We start from the raw sequence: 16119 nt of genomic DNA, 5'->3' as shown, positions 1-16119 counted from the left end.
GTCAGAGCCTTACGTCCGCAAGGTCGTAAGGCTCGGCCTTTCGGCCTTGCGGCCGCAGGCAAGGCGGGCTATAGTCGAGGCTATGTTGAACGACGGCTTCCGAAATTCGCTTTTTGCAGACGCTCAGTCCATCGTCCTTCCGGGGACAAGCCTCCATTACCTTGTGCGTTCGTCCCGGCCCCGCTTGTTCGGGAAGGGTGAAACCGCTGACGTTCTCGTGCTGGCGGACATGCAATCGCGCGAAATCAATTTTTCTCAGCTGTCTTCGGCATTGTTCGCGGAGCTGGCGCAACGCTTCGCCGCTGATTCCTGCCGGTTTCTGGCAATCCGGGCGACCTGGCTTTTTCTTTCGGAAAGCGGAGGCATTTACCTTCAGGAAGCGCTCGATGTACCCGAAAATCGGAAGACTCCGGGCATGGCGAACGTCTTCGCGACGATCGATTCGCAGAGCGGGACGGTCTGTCTCGCGCCGGGAGCGCCGGAAAACTCTTCTTTGAGCGAACGCCTCGCGGATTTGGACAGGAGCGTGCTGACTATGGATCGAGACATGTGGTACAGGGAAGTCGGCAAAACCGCCGGCATTATCGCGGATATTGCGGGGCGAAAGCTTCCTTCGCCGTTGTTCGTACAGCCTCTTCCGGTCGACGGAAAGCGTTCGGGAAGCGCGTACCGATCCGGATCTTCGTTGTTTTCAGTCATCTTCGCGGCCTTGGTTATCCTTGCCGCGGGCAAAAGTCCGCTGTATTCGGAGGCGGCGGAGATAGATCCCTCGGGCGGCTATGTTCTTCCTCCCGCGGGTCCGGTCGAATACGAGCCGCTCCGCTTTGCCGACATGCCCGGATCCTGGGCGATGTACCGCGACGAAACCGGGGCGGAGCCGGCCTATCTCGGGCTTTTCTACGTCGGTGGGAACGAGCTGGCCATCAGGTATTACCGTCCTTCCGATAAAAAGGAGCTGCTGGTTCTGCAAACCTGGCATGTCGGCTCAGGCGGTTCGTCCGCCGGTCCCGAGGCTTCGACCGGGGCTCTGGAGGTTATCCGCGGAGACCTCTCCGACGCGGCGGCCCTGCAGTCCGTTTCGAACGCGGAGCGCTGGGCGCAGAAATGGCTGCAGGCGAGAACCCGCATGCCCGGCGAACCGGAGGTTCGCCTGGAAAACGAAGCGGGTTCCCCTGTGTTTCAGTTTTGGATTCCCTTGTTCGCCGTGAAGGAGTTCGATTCAGCCCGCGTGCGCCTGGTTAGCGCCGGACTCGCGTCTTCCGGCGCCGATCCGGCCTTCTTCGATTGGAAGGGCGAACCTGCCGAGGCGAAAGGCCCTGGCGGCAAGATAGTTCCCGGAACGCCGGGGTCTGTGTTCCTCGAAGGTTTGGAGCTCCCGCTCGATTCCGCGTGGACGGACGCGGCCTCAGCCCCCGAAGAATGGACGGTTCCTGCGAAGGTTCTCGTTTTGAACGGCCGCGAAGCCGCCCGCGTCCAGGTCGATACGGTGGATCTTTCCGCCCACGCGTCCCTCGATCTTCCCCGGCTCATGTCGGCGTATCTGCTGCAAACCGGCGGATACCTTTCGGCGGAAGGCCTTTCCGTTTCGGTAGTGGACGGCGTTCCCTGCCTGTTCTGCCGGGTGCTCGATCCGGAAACCGGCCTCGCGCGGATTCAGTTCAGGCTGTTTTTCTCGCGCGGCGGCTCGGTTGTTTCCGTGCTCGGCCTCGAGGCCGACGAGTCGGTTTTTCGGGAAAACGAAGCGTACTTCGAATCTATCCTGTTTTAGCTAAGATCGGAGATCTCCGGGCTGTCAGTCTTTTCGGTAGTGGCATCCCGCGGATTTCGTATTGTGAAGGGCCGCCGCGGTGACGATGCGGGCGGCCGACACGCCGTTCCGCAGTTCGATGATGTCGCGGTCCAGGATGGCCTCGCGGTAGAACTTCGTGATCCGGTGCGCGTGGTAGTCGAGATCCGCTTGCGCCCGCTCAAGGCTGCGCTTGGTGCGCACGATTCCGGCGTGGTTCCACATGGTCAGCTTGATCATCTTCCAGTCCTGATAAATCAGGGCGCTTTCGAACCGCTCCGCCTGTGCGGGGGTCCTCCAGTCGGGAATCGACTCGAGGCGCCTGTCGGCTATTTTATTCCCTCCGGCGGCGATCGAGAGGCCCGCCTTTCTCCCCCAGAAGAGTCCTTCCAGAAGCGAGGTCGAGGCGAGGCGGTTCGCGCCGTGTATGCCGGTGCAGGCAACCTCTCCCACGGCGAAGAGCCGGGCGATCGAGCTTTTCCCCTCCGTGTTCACCTTGATTCCGCCGCAGAAATAATGAGCCGCGGGAACCACGGGGATGGGGTCTTTTGTAATGTCGATTCCGCCTTTCTTGCAGGTTTCCCAGATGCGGGAAAAGCGTTCCTGAATGGGCTTTTCTCCCCGATAGTGTCCGGCAATGTCGAGCAGCATGTACTCGCTTCCCTGGCGGGACATTTCCTCGTAGATGGCGCGGGTGACCACGTCGCGGGGGGCGAGCTCTTCGCGGGCATCGTATTTATGCATGAAGGGGCGGCCCTGGCGGTCCATGAGCTTGGCTCCCTCGCCGCGCAGGGATTCTGAAATAAGGAAGCGCTTGATGTCCTTGTGGAAGAGGGCGGTGGGGTGGAACTGCACGAATTCTGCGTTGATGATGTCCGCACCCGCCTGCCATGCCATCGCGATTCCGTCGCCGGTCGCGGCGAGCGGATTCGTGGTGAAATGGAAAATGTTGCCGAGTCCGCCTGTCGCGAGGATCACGGAATCCGCGAAAAGGGTATGCACCTCGCCGGTCGCGTTTTCAAGGGCGTACATCCCGAAAACTTCCCGCGGCTGATAGAGCTCCTGGGAATCCTCGGAGTGGTGGTTGTTGGTGATGAGGTCGACCGCGGTATAGCCCGGGCGAATTTCCACGCCGATCTTTTTCGCGCGCGCTATCAAACTCTCTTCGATGGAATCGCCGGTATGGTCTTCAAAGTGGAGGATTCTCCGCTCCGAATGCGCGGCTTCCTCGGTATAGTCGTAGGCGCCCGAGTCGTTTTTGCTGAATACTGTTCCGACCTTGTCGATCAGAAAGTCGAACACCAGCGCGGGCGCTTCCCTGGAAAAAAGGGAAACCGCCTCCCGATTGTTGAGCCGGCAGCCCGCTTCCAGGATGTCCTTCTCGAGAAGGGCTGGATCGCTCCCTTTCTTCGCCGCGATTATGCCGCCCTGGGCGTAGTTCGTGTTCGTTTCCTGGATCCGGTCTTCCTTGGTTATCACCAGGACCCGGAGCCCCGCTTCCCTGCAGGTTATGGCCGCCGTAAGCCCGGCGATTCCCGTCCCCGCGACGAGGACGTCGCATCGTTCACGCATCGGTGAGCCTTACCATCGTAGTAAGCGCCGCTTTTGCGTCTTCGCGCTCCGCTTCCGGAACGACGACTGTTTCAAGCGGCGAGCCGTCGCGCTCGTGGGCTTCGATCGCCTTCAGGGACGCGGCGAGTTTTTCCGGAGTGATGAGTATCATGTTCACGCAGCCGGAGGGCCGCAGCGGCATGATTTTTTTATCGGGGAAGAGGGTAGCCATTCGCTCGACGAAGTGTATTTCCGTACCGACTCCCCACACGGAGCCTGCCTCCGCGTCGCGGAGCTGATGGTGCATTCCTTCGGTCGAGCCGCTCAAGCCCGCGGCCTTTACGACTTCCGGAAGGCTTTCCGGATGGACGGTGATATTGATTCCCGGGAAGGCCGCGCGCATTTCTTCGATATCGGCGACGGTGAAGACCTTGTGAATCGGGCAGAATCCGTCCCAGAGGAAGACGCGGGTGTCCGGCCGCGCTCCGGTAATTTCGCTTCCGTCGCGGCTGACTACGGCCAGGTCGTCCTTCCCGAGTCCCAGTGCGAGAGCGGTGTTCTCTCCGAGGTTTCGGTCCGGCATGAAGAGGATGGGAGCTCCGCCTTCAAGATAATGCGCCATGATTTTTTTCGCGTTGCCGGAGGTGCAGATGCTTCCTCCCATGCGCCCGGTGAGGGCCTTCATGGCGTTTCCCGAGTTCATATAGGTGACGGGAACCGGCGTTTTTCCGGTTATCCCGCGGATTTTTTCGATCGCTTTTTCGGCCGTATCCACGGCGACCATGTCGGCCATGGGGCAGCCGGCGCGCGGGTTGGGGTGGATCACCATCTGGTCGCTGCGCGCGAGGGTCGCCACGCTTTCCGCCATGAAGCGCACCCCGCACACCACGATGTACTTCGCGTCGCTCTTCGCGGCTTCCACCGCGAGCCGGTAGGAGTCCGCGACCAGATCCGCCTGTTTCACGATGTCCGCGTGCTGGTAGTGGTGAGCGGCTATGAAAATCTTTTCTTTCATTCGGTTGATTCCTGTTTCAGCGAAAAGTCGAAAACCTGCACCGTATGGGTCAGCTCTCCGAAGGAAACGAAGTCTACCCCGGTTTCTCCGAGCGTCATCAGGCGTTCGAGGGTCATATTGCCGGACGCTTCGGTTTCCGCTTTTCCTGCTATGAGCTCGACGGCCTTTTTCATTTGCGCATTGTCCATATTGTCGAGCATGATGCGGTCAGCTTTCGCCTCGAGAGCCTGCCGGACTTCGTCCAGGCTGCGGGTTTCCACTTCGATCTTGAATGTGTTTCCCCAGCGCTTGCGGGCACGGGAGACCGCGGTCGCGATTCCGCCGGCCGCGTCTACGTGATTGTCCTTGATGAGGATCATGTCGAACAGCCCGATGCGGTGGTTCATCGCACCGCCGGTGCGGACCGCGTATTTCTGAAGCATTCTGAGTCCCGGCACGGTTTTTCTGGTGTCGAGCACGACGGGCTTGTCTCCCGCCGTCCGGGCGAAGCGGCGCGCCTTGGTTGCGACCGCGGAAAGGTGCGAAACCAGGTTGAGCGCGGTGCGCTCGCCGGAAAGGATCGCGACCAGTTTTCCGCTTACCCGGGCGACTACCGTCCCCTTGGCAAGGGAGTCTCCGTCTTTCAGGTACCACTCCACTTTCGCTTTTTTATCGAGCCGGCGGAACACTTCCGTGAACACCTCCGCCCCGCAGAGCACGCCGTCGTCCTTTGCCAAAAGGGTGAACACGGCTTTTTCCTTTCCGGTGAATATCGAGCGGCTGGTTATGTCGCCGTTTTTCCCCAGATCTTCCGCCAGGGCCCGGCGGATAAGGGGAATATAATCAGATTTCTTCAGTCCAGATATCATTCTTCCTCCGACAATTTCGATTTCTTGCGGCGGGTGTTGAGTCCGAGCCAGGCGGCTACGACGAGGGTCGAAAGTATCGCGGCGGCGGCGGCTTCAGGCAGACCGTTCGCGACGAATATCATACCCACTACGGCCCAGAGAGTCACGCCCTCCGCGCCCCCGGTCAGTACGCTCGAACCGTTGGTCGCGACGAGCATGCCGAGCACGAGAACGGTGTGGATGATGCTACCGCCGAGGCCGGCCGCGATCACCGCCGGGATTTTCTTCCAGCGGGACACTGCCCACCAGATGCCCCAGGCGGCGAGGGGAAAGAGAATGCGCGGAAGCACGGAAACGAGCGGGTTTCTGAAGAAGGCGTCGAAGGCCACCGGGCTGATGTTGGCCTGATACAGGCTGAATACGCCGAAAATCGCGCCGATTCCGCAGCCGACCAGCGGGCCTTCCAGGATCGCGCCGATGATGGCGGGAATATGCATGACGGTTATGGAAGCTCCTGAAATCCAGGGGATGAGTCCGAGACGGGTGATTCCGAGAAAAACCGCCAGAGCGCCGAGAGCGCCGGTGACGACGAGCTTTCTGATTCGGGTGTTTGGTGTGTTGTTCATGACAGGAGCCTCCAAAAGAGCTAAGTTGGGGCTATCATGACAATCGAGGGGTATTGTGTCAAGATTAAAGAAGCCGCCGGCCTTGCGCGATCCGGCGGCTTGTCGTCCTAGAAGGTCATTCCGCCGATTACGGCGATTCGTCCGTCGGTTGCCGGAACAAGGGTTTTCATTTCCTTCGCGTAGGCGATGATTACGTCGCGCAGCGTGGTCGAGGTGTTGTACGATCCTGAGTTGTTTTTAAGGACCGCATACCCGTCTCCTCCGTTCATCAGATAGTCGTTGGTGATGAAGGTGTATTCCTTGTCCGGATCGACGCTTTGCCCGCGTATCGTCAGGTTTTTGAGGACTCCCTTTCCGGAGGGATCGGTATAGTCGATCGTGTAGCGGGCTTCGGCGGAGACCTGAGCCCAGGCTCCCGCACCCTGCGGTATGGAGGCGATGAACTCGAAGAGCTTGAGCACGTCGCTTCCCTTCATGGTCGTCAGATAGAGCCAGTTGTCGAAGGGCAGCACCGTGGTGATCTGCTCGCGGGTCAGCTTTCCGGCCGGAAGTTCCGCCCGGATGTTTCCTCCGTTCGTGAACGCGAAATCGGGATCCTTGCCGAGAACCGTCCGGAAATACCACATCGCTCCGTCGTTCACCATGTTGCCAAGGGCGATTTCCTTTTTGCGGGAGAGCCTGTCGCCGAATTCGAACGGAGCGCTCGCTTCCGCGATTACCTCTTTCATCGTCGCGTCTGCTTCCGCCTTGTAGGGCGCGATCATCGCGGCGACCGCTTCGTCGGCGGCGTATTCGATTTTGTCCTTCGCGTTGATCTTCACCGGCTTCCAGTCGAACGCGGAGATTTTTCCGTCGACTATGGTCAGCCTGGCCTCGCCCACGAACTTTCCCCATTCGTTGGCGGATACGATCGGCGTCGTTCCGACGAAGAGCGCTTCCGCCATCGCGGTGTGGGAGTGCCCGTCGATGATAAGGTCGATTCCGGGAACCGCCTGCGCGAGCTTCTCCGATGTGACGTGCTTGTCGGTTTCAGCGGTCAGCCCCATGTGGGCCAAAAGGATCACGACGTCGCACTTTTTCTTGTCCCTCAGTTCGCCGACCATCGCCTTCGCCGTTTCGATTTCGTCGGCGAACGCGAGGCTCTTGTCGGGGCTGGCGATCACGAGTGTTCTGCGCGTTGTCAGTCCGAATACGCCGACCCTGAAGCCGTCGTAGTCCTTGATGATGTAGGGCAGCCCCAGCGGCTTTCCGTTCGCCTTCAGCACGTTCGCGGAAATGAAGGGGAATTCGGCTTGGCTCATCTGCGTTTCGATCAACGCGAGATCCTTGTCGAACTCATGGTTTCCGAAGGCTACCGCGTCGTAGCCCATCATGTTATACGCCTTGATGTCGATTTCGCCCTTGAACATGTTGGAGAGCGCGCTTCCGGTGTTGATGTCTCCGGCGTCCAGCAAAAGGACGTTGTCGTTCGCTTGCCTCGCTCCCTTGACGAAGGTCGCCCGCTCGGCCAGGCCGGCCTGTCCTCCGTTGGGAAGAACCGTTCCGTGGTGGTCGTTGGTGTGCAGGACCGTCAGCGTGTATTGCTTTCCCGCTTCCCTCTTGGGGGCGGGAGTTCCCGCGCAGGAGCCGATTGTAAAAAAGAAGGCCGCCAGGGCGATCAGAATCGCCGTTCCGGACGCGGCATTGAAGAGTTTCCGTTTCATGTTTCCTCCATAAATAGAATCTTTTTCGGTACGCATGCGCACCTCTCTATAAGGTATACCAGAGAAATGCGCGAGACATCCTTTAAAATTGGTTAATGCTCTCTTTTTTTTGCATGTCCCTTTCGTTATACTCCTTTCCTGAAGGAGCTTAAAACCATGATCAAAGTCGAAACCGGCGCCGGCCGGCGCAAGGATTTCAATTGAACCGCGCGCAGTTTGCCGCCGTGCAGGCCTAGCCCATGCTCCTTCGCGTAACCGATCTTTCCTATTCCTACCCTGAAGCCCCTTCCGCGGCGGTACAAAACGCCTCGTTCTCCCTCGATTCCGGCGAATATCTCGCGGTTCTGGGATCTAACGGTTCGGGCAAAAGCACCCTTGCCAGATGCATCGCGGGTTTGCTGAAGCCTTCGGTCGGCTCCGCGGTTTTCGACGCTCCCGCAGGAAAGGTTCCCTGCGCTCTCGTGTTTCAGTCGCCCGCCGACCAGCTTGTCGGAGAAACCGCCGAGCTCGACGCGGCGTTCGGCCTGGAGAACCTCGGAACGGATCAGTCCGAGATGGTTCGCCGGGTTCGGGGAGCGCTTTCGCTATTCGCTCTCGATACAGTCGCCGATCTTCCAGTGGGGGAGCTGTCCTGCGGCCTCAAGCAGCATGCGGCCCTTGCCGGCGCCATGGTTCTCGATCCGGCCCTCCTCCTTCTCGACGAACCGACTTCCATGCTGAGCCCCGCCGCCCGCGCCTCACTGCTATCCTTTCTCGACCGCTTCCACGGCGAAGGCGGTTCGATCATGCACATCACCCACGATCTTGAAGAAGCCGCCCGGGCGGAACGGATATTGATTTTGGATGACGGGCGGACAGTTTTCGACGGACCGTCAAGCGCTTTCGCGGCTATCCCCCGATCCTCGCTCGAAGCCTGGGGCCTTGCCTCTCCCGCCGTCCCTCAGGCGGCCGTCCCGGAGGTTCCTGCTCCCGCCTCTCCTGCTCTCTCCCCTGCGCTTTCTGCCGCGCCGGAAACCGCCGCCGCTCCGTCACCGCTTCTTTCCTGCGCGCATCTGTCTCTCGGTCCCCTGTCCGGCATCTCGCTCGACCTCTATCCCGGGACGGTCACCGCCGTTACCGGCGAATCGGGGTCAGGCAAATCCCTGCTCCTGTCCGTGCTTGCCGGCCTTGCCGAACCCGCGGAGGGCTCGAGAACACTCGCTCCCGGATGCCGGGCGGCGCTGGCGGTTCAGGAAAGCGAGGCGAGCCTCTTCGCAGAATTCGCCGCGGACGACGTCGCCTTCGGTCCGCGCAACTCGGGCGTCTCGGGGAAGGAACTCGTTTCCCGGGTGCGCCGCGCGATGGACCTCTGCGGCCTCCCCTTCGACCGCTTCGCCGAGCGCCACACCTTTTCGCTCTCCGGGGGAGAGCGAAGAAAGGCGGCGCTTGCCGGCATCGTCGCGATGGACAGCGATATCGTGCTTCTGGACGAGCCGTCCTCGGCCCTGGACGTGCGGAGCCGCGCCCAGCTTTTTTCCCTGATCGGGTCGCTACGCGCCGAGGGAAAGGCGGTCGCGTTCACCACGAACAGGAGAGAGGAATGCGCCTGGGCGGACCAGACGATCGCACTTCCCGATCCTCCGCCTCGCACCGCGGACCCGGCCGGCTCCAAGAGCGCGCTTTGCCGGACAAGCCCCCTGACCCGCTACCTGCTTACCCTGTCCCAGGTGTTCGCGGCCGTATTCATCCAGGGACCGCTTTTTTTAGCCGCTCTGCTTTTTCTTGAGTTTATCCCGCTGAGAGCCTCCCGATATCCGCTGAAAAAGCTGATTCTCGGCATCGCGCGGATTCTTCCCTGGCTCGCCCTGATCGTCGCCCTGCAGTTTTTGCTTCAGCCGAATGTCTATCATTCGGCGATGTTTTTGCTCCGCTTCATCACCCTGTACATTCCATTGAGCGTGTTCATGCATCTATGCTCGCATACGGAGATCATGTACGGCATGGAGGACCTTCTGAAGCCGCTTTCCTTTCTGGGAGTTCCGGCGAGAAGCGCATCCCTGCTCGTAGCCGTCGTGTTCCGCTTTGTCGTCATCCTGAAGGACGAGTCCGACAGAATCGTTCTGGCGCGGAAAATGCGGGGCGGAGACCGAAAAAAAAGCGGAATTTCCGGTAAAATCGCCTCGGTCGCATCGCTCTTCGTCCCCCTTGTTCTCCGAACCCTCGTCCGGGCTGACCGGCTCGCCCAAGCAATCGAGGCGCGCGGATTCGGGACCGGAAAAAATTCGCGGTACCTTCTCTGGAAAAGAGACGTCCGCGCTCTTATACTCAATGTAATGGCTCCTGTACTTGCGATTATCCTGGTATGGCTGTCTACTTTCGTCAGGATGTAGAGATACGATGAAACCTGCTTCTTTGAAATTTTGTCCCCGATGCGGATCGATAGGCTATCAATATAGGGATAATAAATACTGGTATTGTCCGGTGTGTCTTTTTACCTATTATCACAACGTAGCCGCGTCCGCCAGCGTTATTCTGCCCTTCGGCGACTCCGTGCTCATGCTGGTGAGAAACCGCGAGCCGGGGATCGGCCTGTTGGCCCTGCCCGGCGGCTTCGTCGATTCGCGCGAACGGGCGGAAGATGCCGCCGTGCGGGAATGTTTGGAAGAAACCGGCCTCTCCGTCTCGATTTCGTCCTTCGTCGGTTCATGGCCGAACGAATATATATACCGGAACGTGCTCTACCATACCTGCGATCTCTATTTTTCCGCTTCCACCGCAGTTTCGGCCGAGGGGCTTTCATTGGACGAGTCCGAGGTTTCAGGCTATCGTTTGGTGCCCGTCGGCGCTATAGAAGACGCGCCCATAGCCTTCGAGTCCCATCGGCAGGCTCTGCTCGCGTGGCGTTCCCGCAGATGAAAAGCGTCGATCTCGTCGTAATCGGAGCCGGGCCCGCCGGATTGATGTGCGCCTGGAAGGCCGCCTCGCTTTCGCGTTCCCGGGTGCTGGTCCTCGAGAAAAACAGCAAGCCGGGGAAAAAACTGCTGGTAGCCGGCTCGGGCCGTTGCAATCTGACTAATTCCGCTCCTCTTGAAACCTTTTTCCGCTCCTACGGCGACAGCGGCCGCTTCGTACGCCCGTGCTTGCAGAATTTTCCGCCGTCCGATCTCCGCGAATTCTTCGAATCCCGCGGTCTGCCTCTCGAGAAGCTCAACGGCGGCAAAATGTTCCCCCGGTCCGGCAAATCGTCCGACGTTCTGCGGGTTCTTCTTTCCGCCTGTTCAGCGGAGAACGCGGAAATCGCCCTCTCGGAGCGGGTCGTTTCGATAGTCCGGGCGCCCGGGGGCTTCATCGTCTCGACAGACAAGGCCGAGTACGGCGCCTCCTGCGTGGCGATCACGACCGGAGGCTCCTCCTGGCCGGTCACCGGTTCGACCGGCGACGGCTTCGCCCTCGCCGCCGCGCTGGGCCATTCCATCGTCCCTCCCCGGCCGGCGCTCGCCCCGGTTTTCCCCGCTCGCTACGACTGCGCCTCCTGCGCCGGCTACGCCCTGGAAGGCGTTCACGCGAGCCTGTGGAAAAACGGGCGGAAGGCGGGAGAGCGCAGGGGCGACGCGCTTTTTACCCATGACGGCCTTTCAGGCCCGTTGATACTGGATTTTTCCCGCGATTTCGCCCCCGGCGACGAAATCCGCCTCGATCTGGGGAGCCTTTCCGCGCATGATCGTCCGCAGGGAGAATCGGGACCTCGCTGCATGGACTCGCTTCTCGCCGATCTGTGCGCGCGCTTCCCCAAACGCACCTTCGCCAACGCCGTTTCCTCCGGACTTGCCCTCAGCGAAGCCCTCGTCAAGGTCGTCTTTTCCCGCGCCGGCGCAGATCCGTCCCGTACCGGGGCGGTTCTCTCCAAAGCCGAACGGAAGGCGATCGCTTCGGTTCTTGCGGAATTCTCGTTTACAATAGAAAGAATCGGCGATTTTTCCGTCGCGATGGCGACTGCCGGCGGGGTGGATGTTTCGGAGGCGAATCCGAAAACAATGGAGTCCCGAATCGTTCCGGGACTCCATTTCGCGGGAGAGGTTTTGGATGTGGACGGCGATACGGGAGGCTTCAACCTCCAGTTCGCCTTTTCTTCGGGGGTTCTTGCCGCGGAGAGCGCGGCTCGAATCCTTGCATCCGCTACATCATAAAACAGGCGACGCCTTCGTCGGGATATTTTTCCCGTACGGAAACGACCGCTTTTTCAATTTCGGCCGCCGCCGCGTCTGATTCGCACCAGATTATCATCATGGTGTTTTCTCCCGGCCATACGGCGTCTCCCATTTTAGGGACAGAGTAGCCCTTGCCGCGGACCCCCGGTATGATCGAGAAGCGCGCGGCTTCCGGTATATGCGCCAGCGAGGCGAAGACGTCTTCCTCGAGCGATTGGCTGAAAATAATTTCGATTCTCTTCATTAAAGCCCTCCTTTTTCAGCGGCGAGAGCCAGCTTCCGTTCCAGCCGTGCGGCCTTTTTCAGCTCCCTTTTTTCGCGTATCCGGTTGAATCCGTAATAGAGCACCGGCATGAGGAAGAGCGTCATCAGGGTTCCGAAGGAGAGCCCTCCGAGGACGGTTTGTCCGATCGGCTGTACCATCTCGGAACCTTCGCCGGGGAAGAACGCCATCGGAACGAGTCCGAGCACGGTGGTGAGAGTCGTCATCAAAATCGGCCTGAGCCGGCTTCGAGCCGCCTGGGCGCAGGCGTCCGCGAGGGCGAGGCCGCGCTTTCTCAGCAGATTGGTGTAGTCCACGAGCACGATGCCGTTATTTACGATGATTCCTACGAGGATCAGCACGCCGACCGCCGTCATGACGTTCAGGGGCAGGCCGGTGATCGCGTAAATCGCGACGATTCCGACGACGACGAGCGGCATGGTGAACAGCACGATGAACGGATCCAGCAGCGACTCGAACTGGCTCGCCATAACTGCGAAAACAAGCACGATGGCCATGATGATGATGACGACGAACTGCTTTATCGCCTTCATGAGGTCTTCAAAGTCCCCGCCGTATTCGATTCTGACTGCCGGGTCCTGGGGGATTTTTTCCTGAACGAGCGATTCCACGCGCTTCTGGATGTCGGTGATGGATTTTCCGGGCACGCTTCCCGCGTTCACGGTGATGAGGCGGCTCTGGTTTTCGCGGGTGATGCTGATCGGCGACACCCCTTCCTGATACCGCGCGAAGCTCGATACGGGAATCCGCTGGCCCGAGGCGTTGGTGACGAAAATCTGCTCGAGGTCGCTCAGGCGAGTTTTATCCTCTTCCGCGAGCATGAGCACGATGTCGATCTCTTCGCCGTCCTGCCTGAAGCGGCTGGCGGTGGTTCCGGCGATGTTCGCCTTTATTTCCTGGCCGACCGTGTACACGTTCAAGCCGAGCCCGTACATGCGTTCGCGGTCGATTACGATATTAACCTGGGGCAGGCCGTCCTTCATGGAGATGTTGGGATCGGTGACCATGTCGGCCGCTTCCGTTTCAAGCAGCGTCTTGATCGCGTTCGCCGTATCGCGGGCCTTGTCGAGGTCTTCGGACTTTACGCTGATCGCAACTGCCGACGATCCTCCTCCCAGCTGCATTCCGCCGCCGCCGCCGACCGTAAAGGTGGCTCCCGGGTAGTCGCCGAAGTGAGAGCGAAGCTTCGCCTTGATCTCGTCTTCCGAATCGATGCGCTCCGAAAGGGGCGGAAGGGTTACGGTGAGCGAACCCGAGTAGGACGAGGTGTTTCCGAATCCCATCATTCCCGAGGAGCCCGCGAGCAGCGTCACATGCTTGTAGCCTTTGACTTCGCGATACACCGTCTGTTCCAGCTGGCGCAGAACGGCTTCAGTCGTTTCGAGCTTGGTGCCGACGGGAAGCGTTACGTCGATTTTCACCGAATCGGCTACCGAGGTCGGCATGAATACGAAGCCCAGCCTCGGAATCATGACTATGCTGAGTATCAACAGTCCTGCGATGGTGCAGAGCGTGATGAGCTTGTGTTTGAGAACCCAGCGGATCGAGTTGTAATAGCCCTGGTCGAGAGCGTCGAACGCGATGCCGAGCCGGCGGTCGGCCGCGCCGAATACGCCGGGAAGATTCCGCTCCTTCTTGCTTCCGATCTTGAAGTACTTGCTCGAGAGAACCGGCACCAGAACGACAGCCACTACAAGCGAGCAGAGGAGCGAAATGACGACGGTAAAGGAGAGACCCTTGAACACTTCGCCGATGATGCCGAGTTCCTTCTGATACATGATGAGGGGGAGGAATACGCAGATCGTGGTGAGGGTCGAGGCCGCGATCGCCATCATCATTTCCTGAGACCCCAGGACCGCCGCCGCGAAGGCTTTTGCCCCTTTGTCCCGATAAGTGTAGATGTTTTCCAGAATAACGATCGAGTTGTCTACCAGCATTCCGACTCCGAGGGCGAGTCCCGCGAGCGTCATGATGTTCAGCGTCATGCCGGTGAAAAACATGATTCCGAGCGTGATGATCAGAGATATCGGAATGGTAAGGCCGATGATGACGGTGCTTCGCACGCTCCGGAGGAATATGAACAGAACGATGATCGCGAAAAGCGCTCCCTGTATCGCGCTCGATGCAACCTGATCGACCGACCGCTGGATTATTTCGGTCGTGTCGTTGGTCAGCGTAATGGTGATGTCCGAAGGAGCGGTTTTCCTGATCTCTTCCATTTTCTCGCGCACGACGCGGGCTGTCTGGACGGAGTTTTTACCGCTCTGCTTCTGGATGCTCAGCTGGGTTGCCGGCACTCCGTTCATATAGAAAGAAGACGTCTGCGGCTTGTAGCCTTCGTATACGTTCGCGATGTCCCGCAACCGCACCGTGGTCATCGTTCCGGGATTCGTCACGCCCATCGCACCGTAGGTCGTTCCCGCCATCTTGTAGGAAATGACGGTATTTTTTACGTCTTCGATGGAGCGGTATTCTCCGACGGTGCTGATGGTGTAGTTGTAGTCTTCTTCTGTGATTGTTCCGCCGGCCACCTGGATGTTCTGCGCTCCGATGAGCTGCGATATCTGGGTGACGGTCAGGTTGTAGGCCTGGAGCCTGTCGCGGGGAATTTCCACGAGGATGGCCCGCTCCCTTCCGCCGAACACGTTGGCAGTCGCGACGCCTTCGATCTGTTCGAGCTTCGGCGTCAGGTCCTCCGCGTATTCGCGCAGCTCCTCGGGCGAGCGGTTGCCGCTGATCGCGTAGTTCATGATCGGGATCATGTTCGGATCCATCTTGAAGATCATCGGGGTCGACGCGTCGTCCGGAAGAAGGTTTTTCACGTAATCGAGGCTCGCCCGGATATCGTTCATGGCTTCGTCCATGTTGGTTCCGAATACGAACTGGATGTAAATCAAACTCGATCCGCTGGACGACTGCGATCCGAGGTATTCGATGCCTGAAACGCTCGATATGACGCTTTCAAGAGGCCGCGTAACGCGCTTTTCTACTTCCTCCGGGCCGGCGCCTGTGTAGGTCGTGCTTATCGCGACGTAGGGGAGCTCCATATCGGGCAGAAGGTCCAGCGGCAGATCCATTGTGGCATAGATGCCGAGGGCCGCGAGGACCGTAAAGATGATCATGACCGTAGTCGGCCGCGATACTACTGTTTTCGAAAGGCTCATTCTGCGCTCTCCATCGCGGGAAGGGCTTCAAGACGGGCGACGACGTTTACCTTGGAACCGTCTTCGAGGAGGGTTTGTCCGCGGACAACCACTTCGTCTTGAGCCGTCAGGCCGCTTAAAATTTCGATTTTATCGTCGACCCGGATTCCGGCCTTTACCGGCTGCTTGCGCACGGTGAAAACCTCTTTTTCCGTTTCCGCGCTTTCGCCGGGAACCGCCACGAACACGAAGGTTTCGCCGAACCGGGTGATCACCGCGGAGTCGGGAATTTTCACGATGTTCGTGCGGGTGTCCGTGATGAGTTTAACCCGCGCGAACATTCCCGCCTTGATCCGGGGGTCGGGATCGGTCAGCGCGAGCTTCACCGCCATGGTCCGCGAAGTTTGATCGAGCACCGGGCTGATCTCCTCGATGCGCGCGGGGAATACCTCTCCCGGATACGCGTCGAAGCGCAGCCACGCTTTTTGTTCGGCGCGGATCTTCGAGACGAAGCGCTCGGGCACGTTCATGGTGACCTGGAGTGTCTCGGTCTTGCTGACCTTTGCTACCGACATCTGTTGGGAGACCATGTTTCCGGGGACCACGTTCACCGCCGTTATCGTTCCCGAGATAGGAGACTTGACCGGGCCGGGCTCGTAGGTCATTCCGGGGCGGGACGCGTCCACGAGGGCTACGATCGAGTTTTTCTCGACGCGGTCGCCGACCTTCACTTTGACTTCTACTATTTTTCCCGCCGCGTCCGGCAATATGTCCAGGCTGGTTTTCGCGGTTACATCGCCTGAAAACTGCAGATACTCATGGAGCTCTCCCTTTGTCGCGGGTATGGTGGTAACGGCGAACACGGCTTCATCGGCCGTTGTTTCCGTTTTTGAGTCTGTCTCGGCTTCTTCCTTTTTCGGACCGCAGGAGACGAAGAGTCCTCCCGCGAGCAGGACAGCCGCGCCCGCGGCCGTCAGTACAGTTTGTTTTCGCATGTA

Annotated in this window: 12 protein-coding genes; 4 read left to right on the top strand and 8 right to left on the bottom strand. The window is 59.6% G+C overall.

Annotated elements, in window-relative coordinates; genetic code table 11:
* The first annotated feature begins 82 nt into the window (after nucleotides 1–82).
* Nucleotides 83–1768 carry a hypothetical protein gene (locus tag K7J14_RS06030; protein ID WP_230754326.1) on the top strand — a complete coding sequence of 562 codons (1686 nt, stop codon included), beginning with the start codon at nucleotides 83–85 and terminating at the stop codon, nucleotides 1766–1768.
* Between the two features lie 24 nt (nucleotides 1769–1792).
* On the opposite strand, the gene nadB is transcribed toward K7J14_RS06030, so the two are convergent.
* From nadB to K7J14_RS06005, 5 genes are all read right to left on the bottom strand, one after another.
* The gene (gene nadB, locus K7J14_RS06025) at nucleotides 1793–3358 is read right to left on the bottom strand and encodes an L-aspartate oxidase (RefSeq protein WP_230754324.1); all 1566 of its coding nucleotides are present in this window, start codon (nucleotides 3356–3358) and stop codon (nucleotides 1793–1795) included.
* Complete coding sequence (locus tag K7J14_RS06020; RefSeq protein ID WP_230754321.1) at nucleotides 3351–4352, bottom strand: quinolinate synthase NadA; 1002 nt, start codon at nucleotides 4350–4352, stop codon at nucleotides 3351–3353. Before K7J14_RS06020 ends, nadB begins: the two co-directional genes overlap by 8 nt.
* Complete coding sequence (nadC, locus tag K7J14_RS06015; RefSeq protein ID WP_230754319.1) at nucleotides 4349–5200, bottom strand: carboxylating nicotinate-nucleotide diphosphorylase; 852 nt, start codon at nucleotides 5198–5200, stop codon at nucleotides 4349–4351. The genes K7J14_RS06020 and nadC overlap by 4 nt, the downstream gene beginning before the upstream one ends.
* Entirely contained in the window at nucleotides 5197–5805 is a 609-nt protein-coding gene (locus K7J14_RS06010; protein WP_230754317.1) for an ECF transporter S component, read from the bottom strand. The genes nadC and K7J14_RS06010 overlap by 4 nt, the downstream gene beginning before the upstream one ends.
* A gap of 107 nt (nucleotides 5806–5912) precedes the next feature.
* Complete coding sequence (locus K7J14_RS06005; protein WP_230754315.1) at nucleotides 5913–7508, bottom strand: bifunctional metallophosphatase/5'-nucleotidase; 1596 nt, start codon at nucleotides 7506–7508, stop codon at nucleotides 5913–5915.
* A gap of 239 nt (nucleotides 7509–7747) precedes the next feature.
* On the opposite strand from K7J14_RS06005, the gene K7J14_RS06000 reads away from it, so the two are divergent.
* The 3 genes from K7J14_RS06000 to K7J14_RS05990 are packed head-to-tail and all read left to right on the top strand — an operon-like array spanning nucleotide 7748 to nucleotide 11674.
* Nucleotides 7748–9877 carry an ATP-binding cassette domain-containing protein gene (locus K7J14_RS06000; protein ID WP_230754313.1) on the top strand — a complete coding sequence of 710 codons (2130 nt, stop codon included), beginning with the start codon at nucleotides 7748–7750 and terminating at the stop codon, nucleotides 9875–9877.
* 7 nt (nucleotides 9878–9884) lie between these two features.
* On the top strand, nucleotides 9885–10403 hold the full coding sequence (locus K7J14_RS05995; protein ID WP_230754310.1) for an NUDIX hydrolase: 519 nt from the start codon (nucleotides 9885–9887) through the stop codon (nucleotides 10401–10403).
* Nucleotides 10400–11674, top strand: a complete 1275-nt coding sequence (locus K7J14_RS05990; protein ID WP_230754308.1) for a BaiN/RdsA family NAD(P)/FAD-dependent oxidoreductase — start codon at nucleotides 10400–10402, stop codon at nucleotides 11672–11674. The genes K7J14_RS05995 and K7J14_RS05990 overlap by 4 nt, the downstream gene beginning before the upstream one ends.
* Here K7J14_RS05990 and K7J14_RS05985 read toward each other — a convergent pair.
* The 3 genes from K7J14_RS05985 to K7J14_RS05975 are packed head-to-tail and all read right to left on the bottom strand — an operon-like array spanning nucleotide 11664 to nucleotide 16116.
* Nucleotides 11664–11939 (bottom strand): PG0541 family transporter-associated protein, encoded by a 276-nt coding sequence (locus tag K7J14_RS05985; protein ID WP_230754307.1) that lies wholly within the window; start codon nucleotides 11937–11939, stop codon nucleotides 11664–11666. The genes K7J14_RS05990 and K7J14_RS05985 overlap by 11 nt on opposite strands.
* Complete coding sequence (locus K7J14_RS05980; protein WP_230754305.1) at nucleotides 11939–15142, bottom strand: efflux RND transporter permease subunit; 3204 nt, start codon at nucleotides 15140–15142, stop codon at nucleotides 11939–11941. Before K7J14_RS05980 ends, K7J14_RS05985 begins: the two co-directional genes overlap by 1 nt.
* Nucleotides 15139–16116 (bottom strand): efflux RND transporter periplasmic adaptor subunit, encoded by a 978-nt coding sequence (locus K7J14_RS05975; RefSeq protein ID WP_230754303.1) that lies wholly within the window; start codon nucleotides 16114–16116, stop codon nucleotides 15139–15141. Before K7J14_RS05975 ends, K7J14_RS05980 begins: the two co-directional genes overlap by 4 nt.
* Nucleotides 16117–16119: the final 3 nt, after the last annotated feature.

Origin of the sequence: Teretinema zuelzerae (genome assembly GCF_021021555.1) — a bacterium.
In the GTDB taxonomy this organism is placed as follows: Bacteria; Spirochaetota; Spirochaetia; order Treponematales; family Treponemataceae; genus Teretinema; species Teretinema zuelzerae.
The sequence above is the reverse complement of the archived record's forward strand: the minus strand, read 5'-3'. Positions and strand labels throughout refer to the sequence as shown.

What these genes read in the sequence shown, in the direction of transcription:
- K7J14_RS06030 (WP_230754326.1), top strand. Translation starts at nt 83, where the DNA reads ATGTTGAACGACGGCTTCCGAAATTCGCTTTTTGCAGACGCTCAGTCC.
- nadB (WP_230754324.1), bottom strand. Translation starts at nt 3,358, where the DNA reads ATGCGTGAACGATGCGACGTCCTCGTCGCGGGGACGGGAATCGCCGGG.
- K7J14_RS06020 (WP_230754321.1), bottom strand. Translation starts at nt 4,352, where the DNA reads ATGAAAGAAAAGATTTTCATAGCCGCTCACCACTACCAGCACGCGGAC.
- nadC (WP_230754319.1), bottom strand. Translation starts at nt 5,200, where the DNA reads ATGATATCTGGACTGAAGAAATCTGATTATATTCCCCTTATCCGCCGG.
- K7J14_RS06010 (WP_230754317.1), bottom strand. Translation starts at nt 5,805, where the DNA reads ATGAACAACACACCAAACACCCGAATCAGAAAGCTCGTCGTCACCGGC.
- K7J14_RS06005 (WP_230754315.1), bottom strand. Translation starts at nt 7,508, where the DNA reads ATGAAACGGAAACTCTTCAATGCCGCGTCCGGAACGGCGATTCTGATC.
- K7J14_RS06000 (WP_230754313.1), top strand. Translation starts at nt 7,748, where the DNA reads ATGCTCCTTCGCGTAACCGATCTTTCCTATTCCTACCCTGAAGCCCCT.
- K7J14_RS05995 (WP_230754310.1), top strand. Translation starts at nt 9,885, where the DNA reads ATGAAACCTGCTTCTTTGAAATTTTGTCCCCGATGCGGATCGATAGGC.
- K7J14_RS05990 (WP_230754308.1), top strand. Translation starts at nt 10,400, where the DNA reads ATGAAAAGCGTCGATCTCGTCGTAATCGGAGCCGGGCCCGCCGGATTG.
- K7J14_RS05985 (WP_230754307.1), bottom strand. Translation starts at nt 11,939, where the DNA reads ATGAAGAGAATCGAAATTATTTTCAGCCAATCGCTCGAGGAAGACGTC.
- K7J14_RS05980 (WP_230754305.1), bottom strand. Translation starts at nt 15,142, where the DNA reads ATGAGCCTTTCGAAAACAGTAGTATCGCGGCCGACTACGGTCATGATC.
- K7J14_RS05975 (WP_230754303.1), bottom strand. Translation starts at nt 16,116, where the DNA reads ATGCGAAAACAAACTGTACTGACGGCCGCGGGCGCGGCTGTCCTGCTC.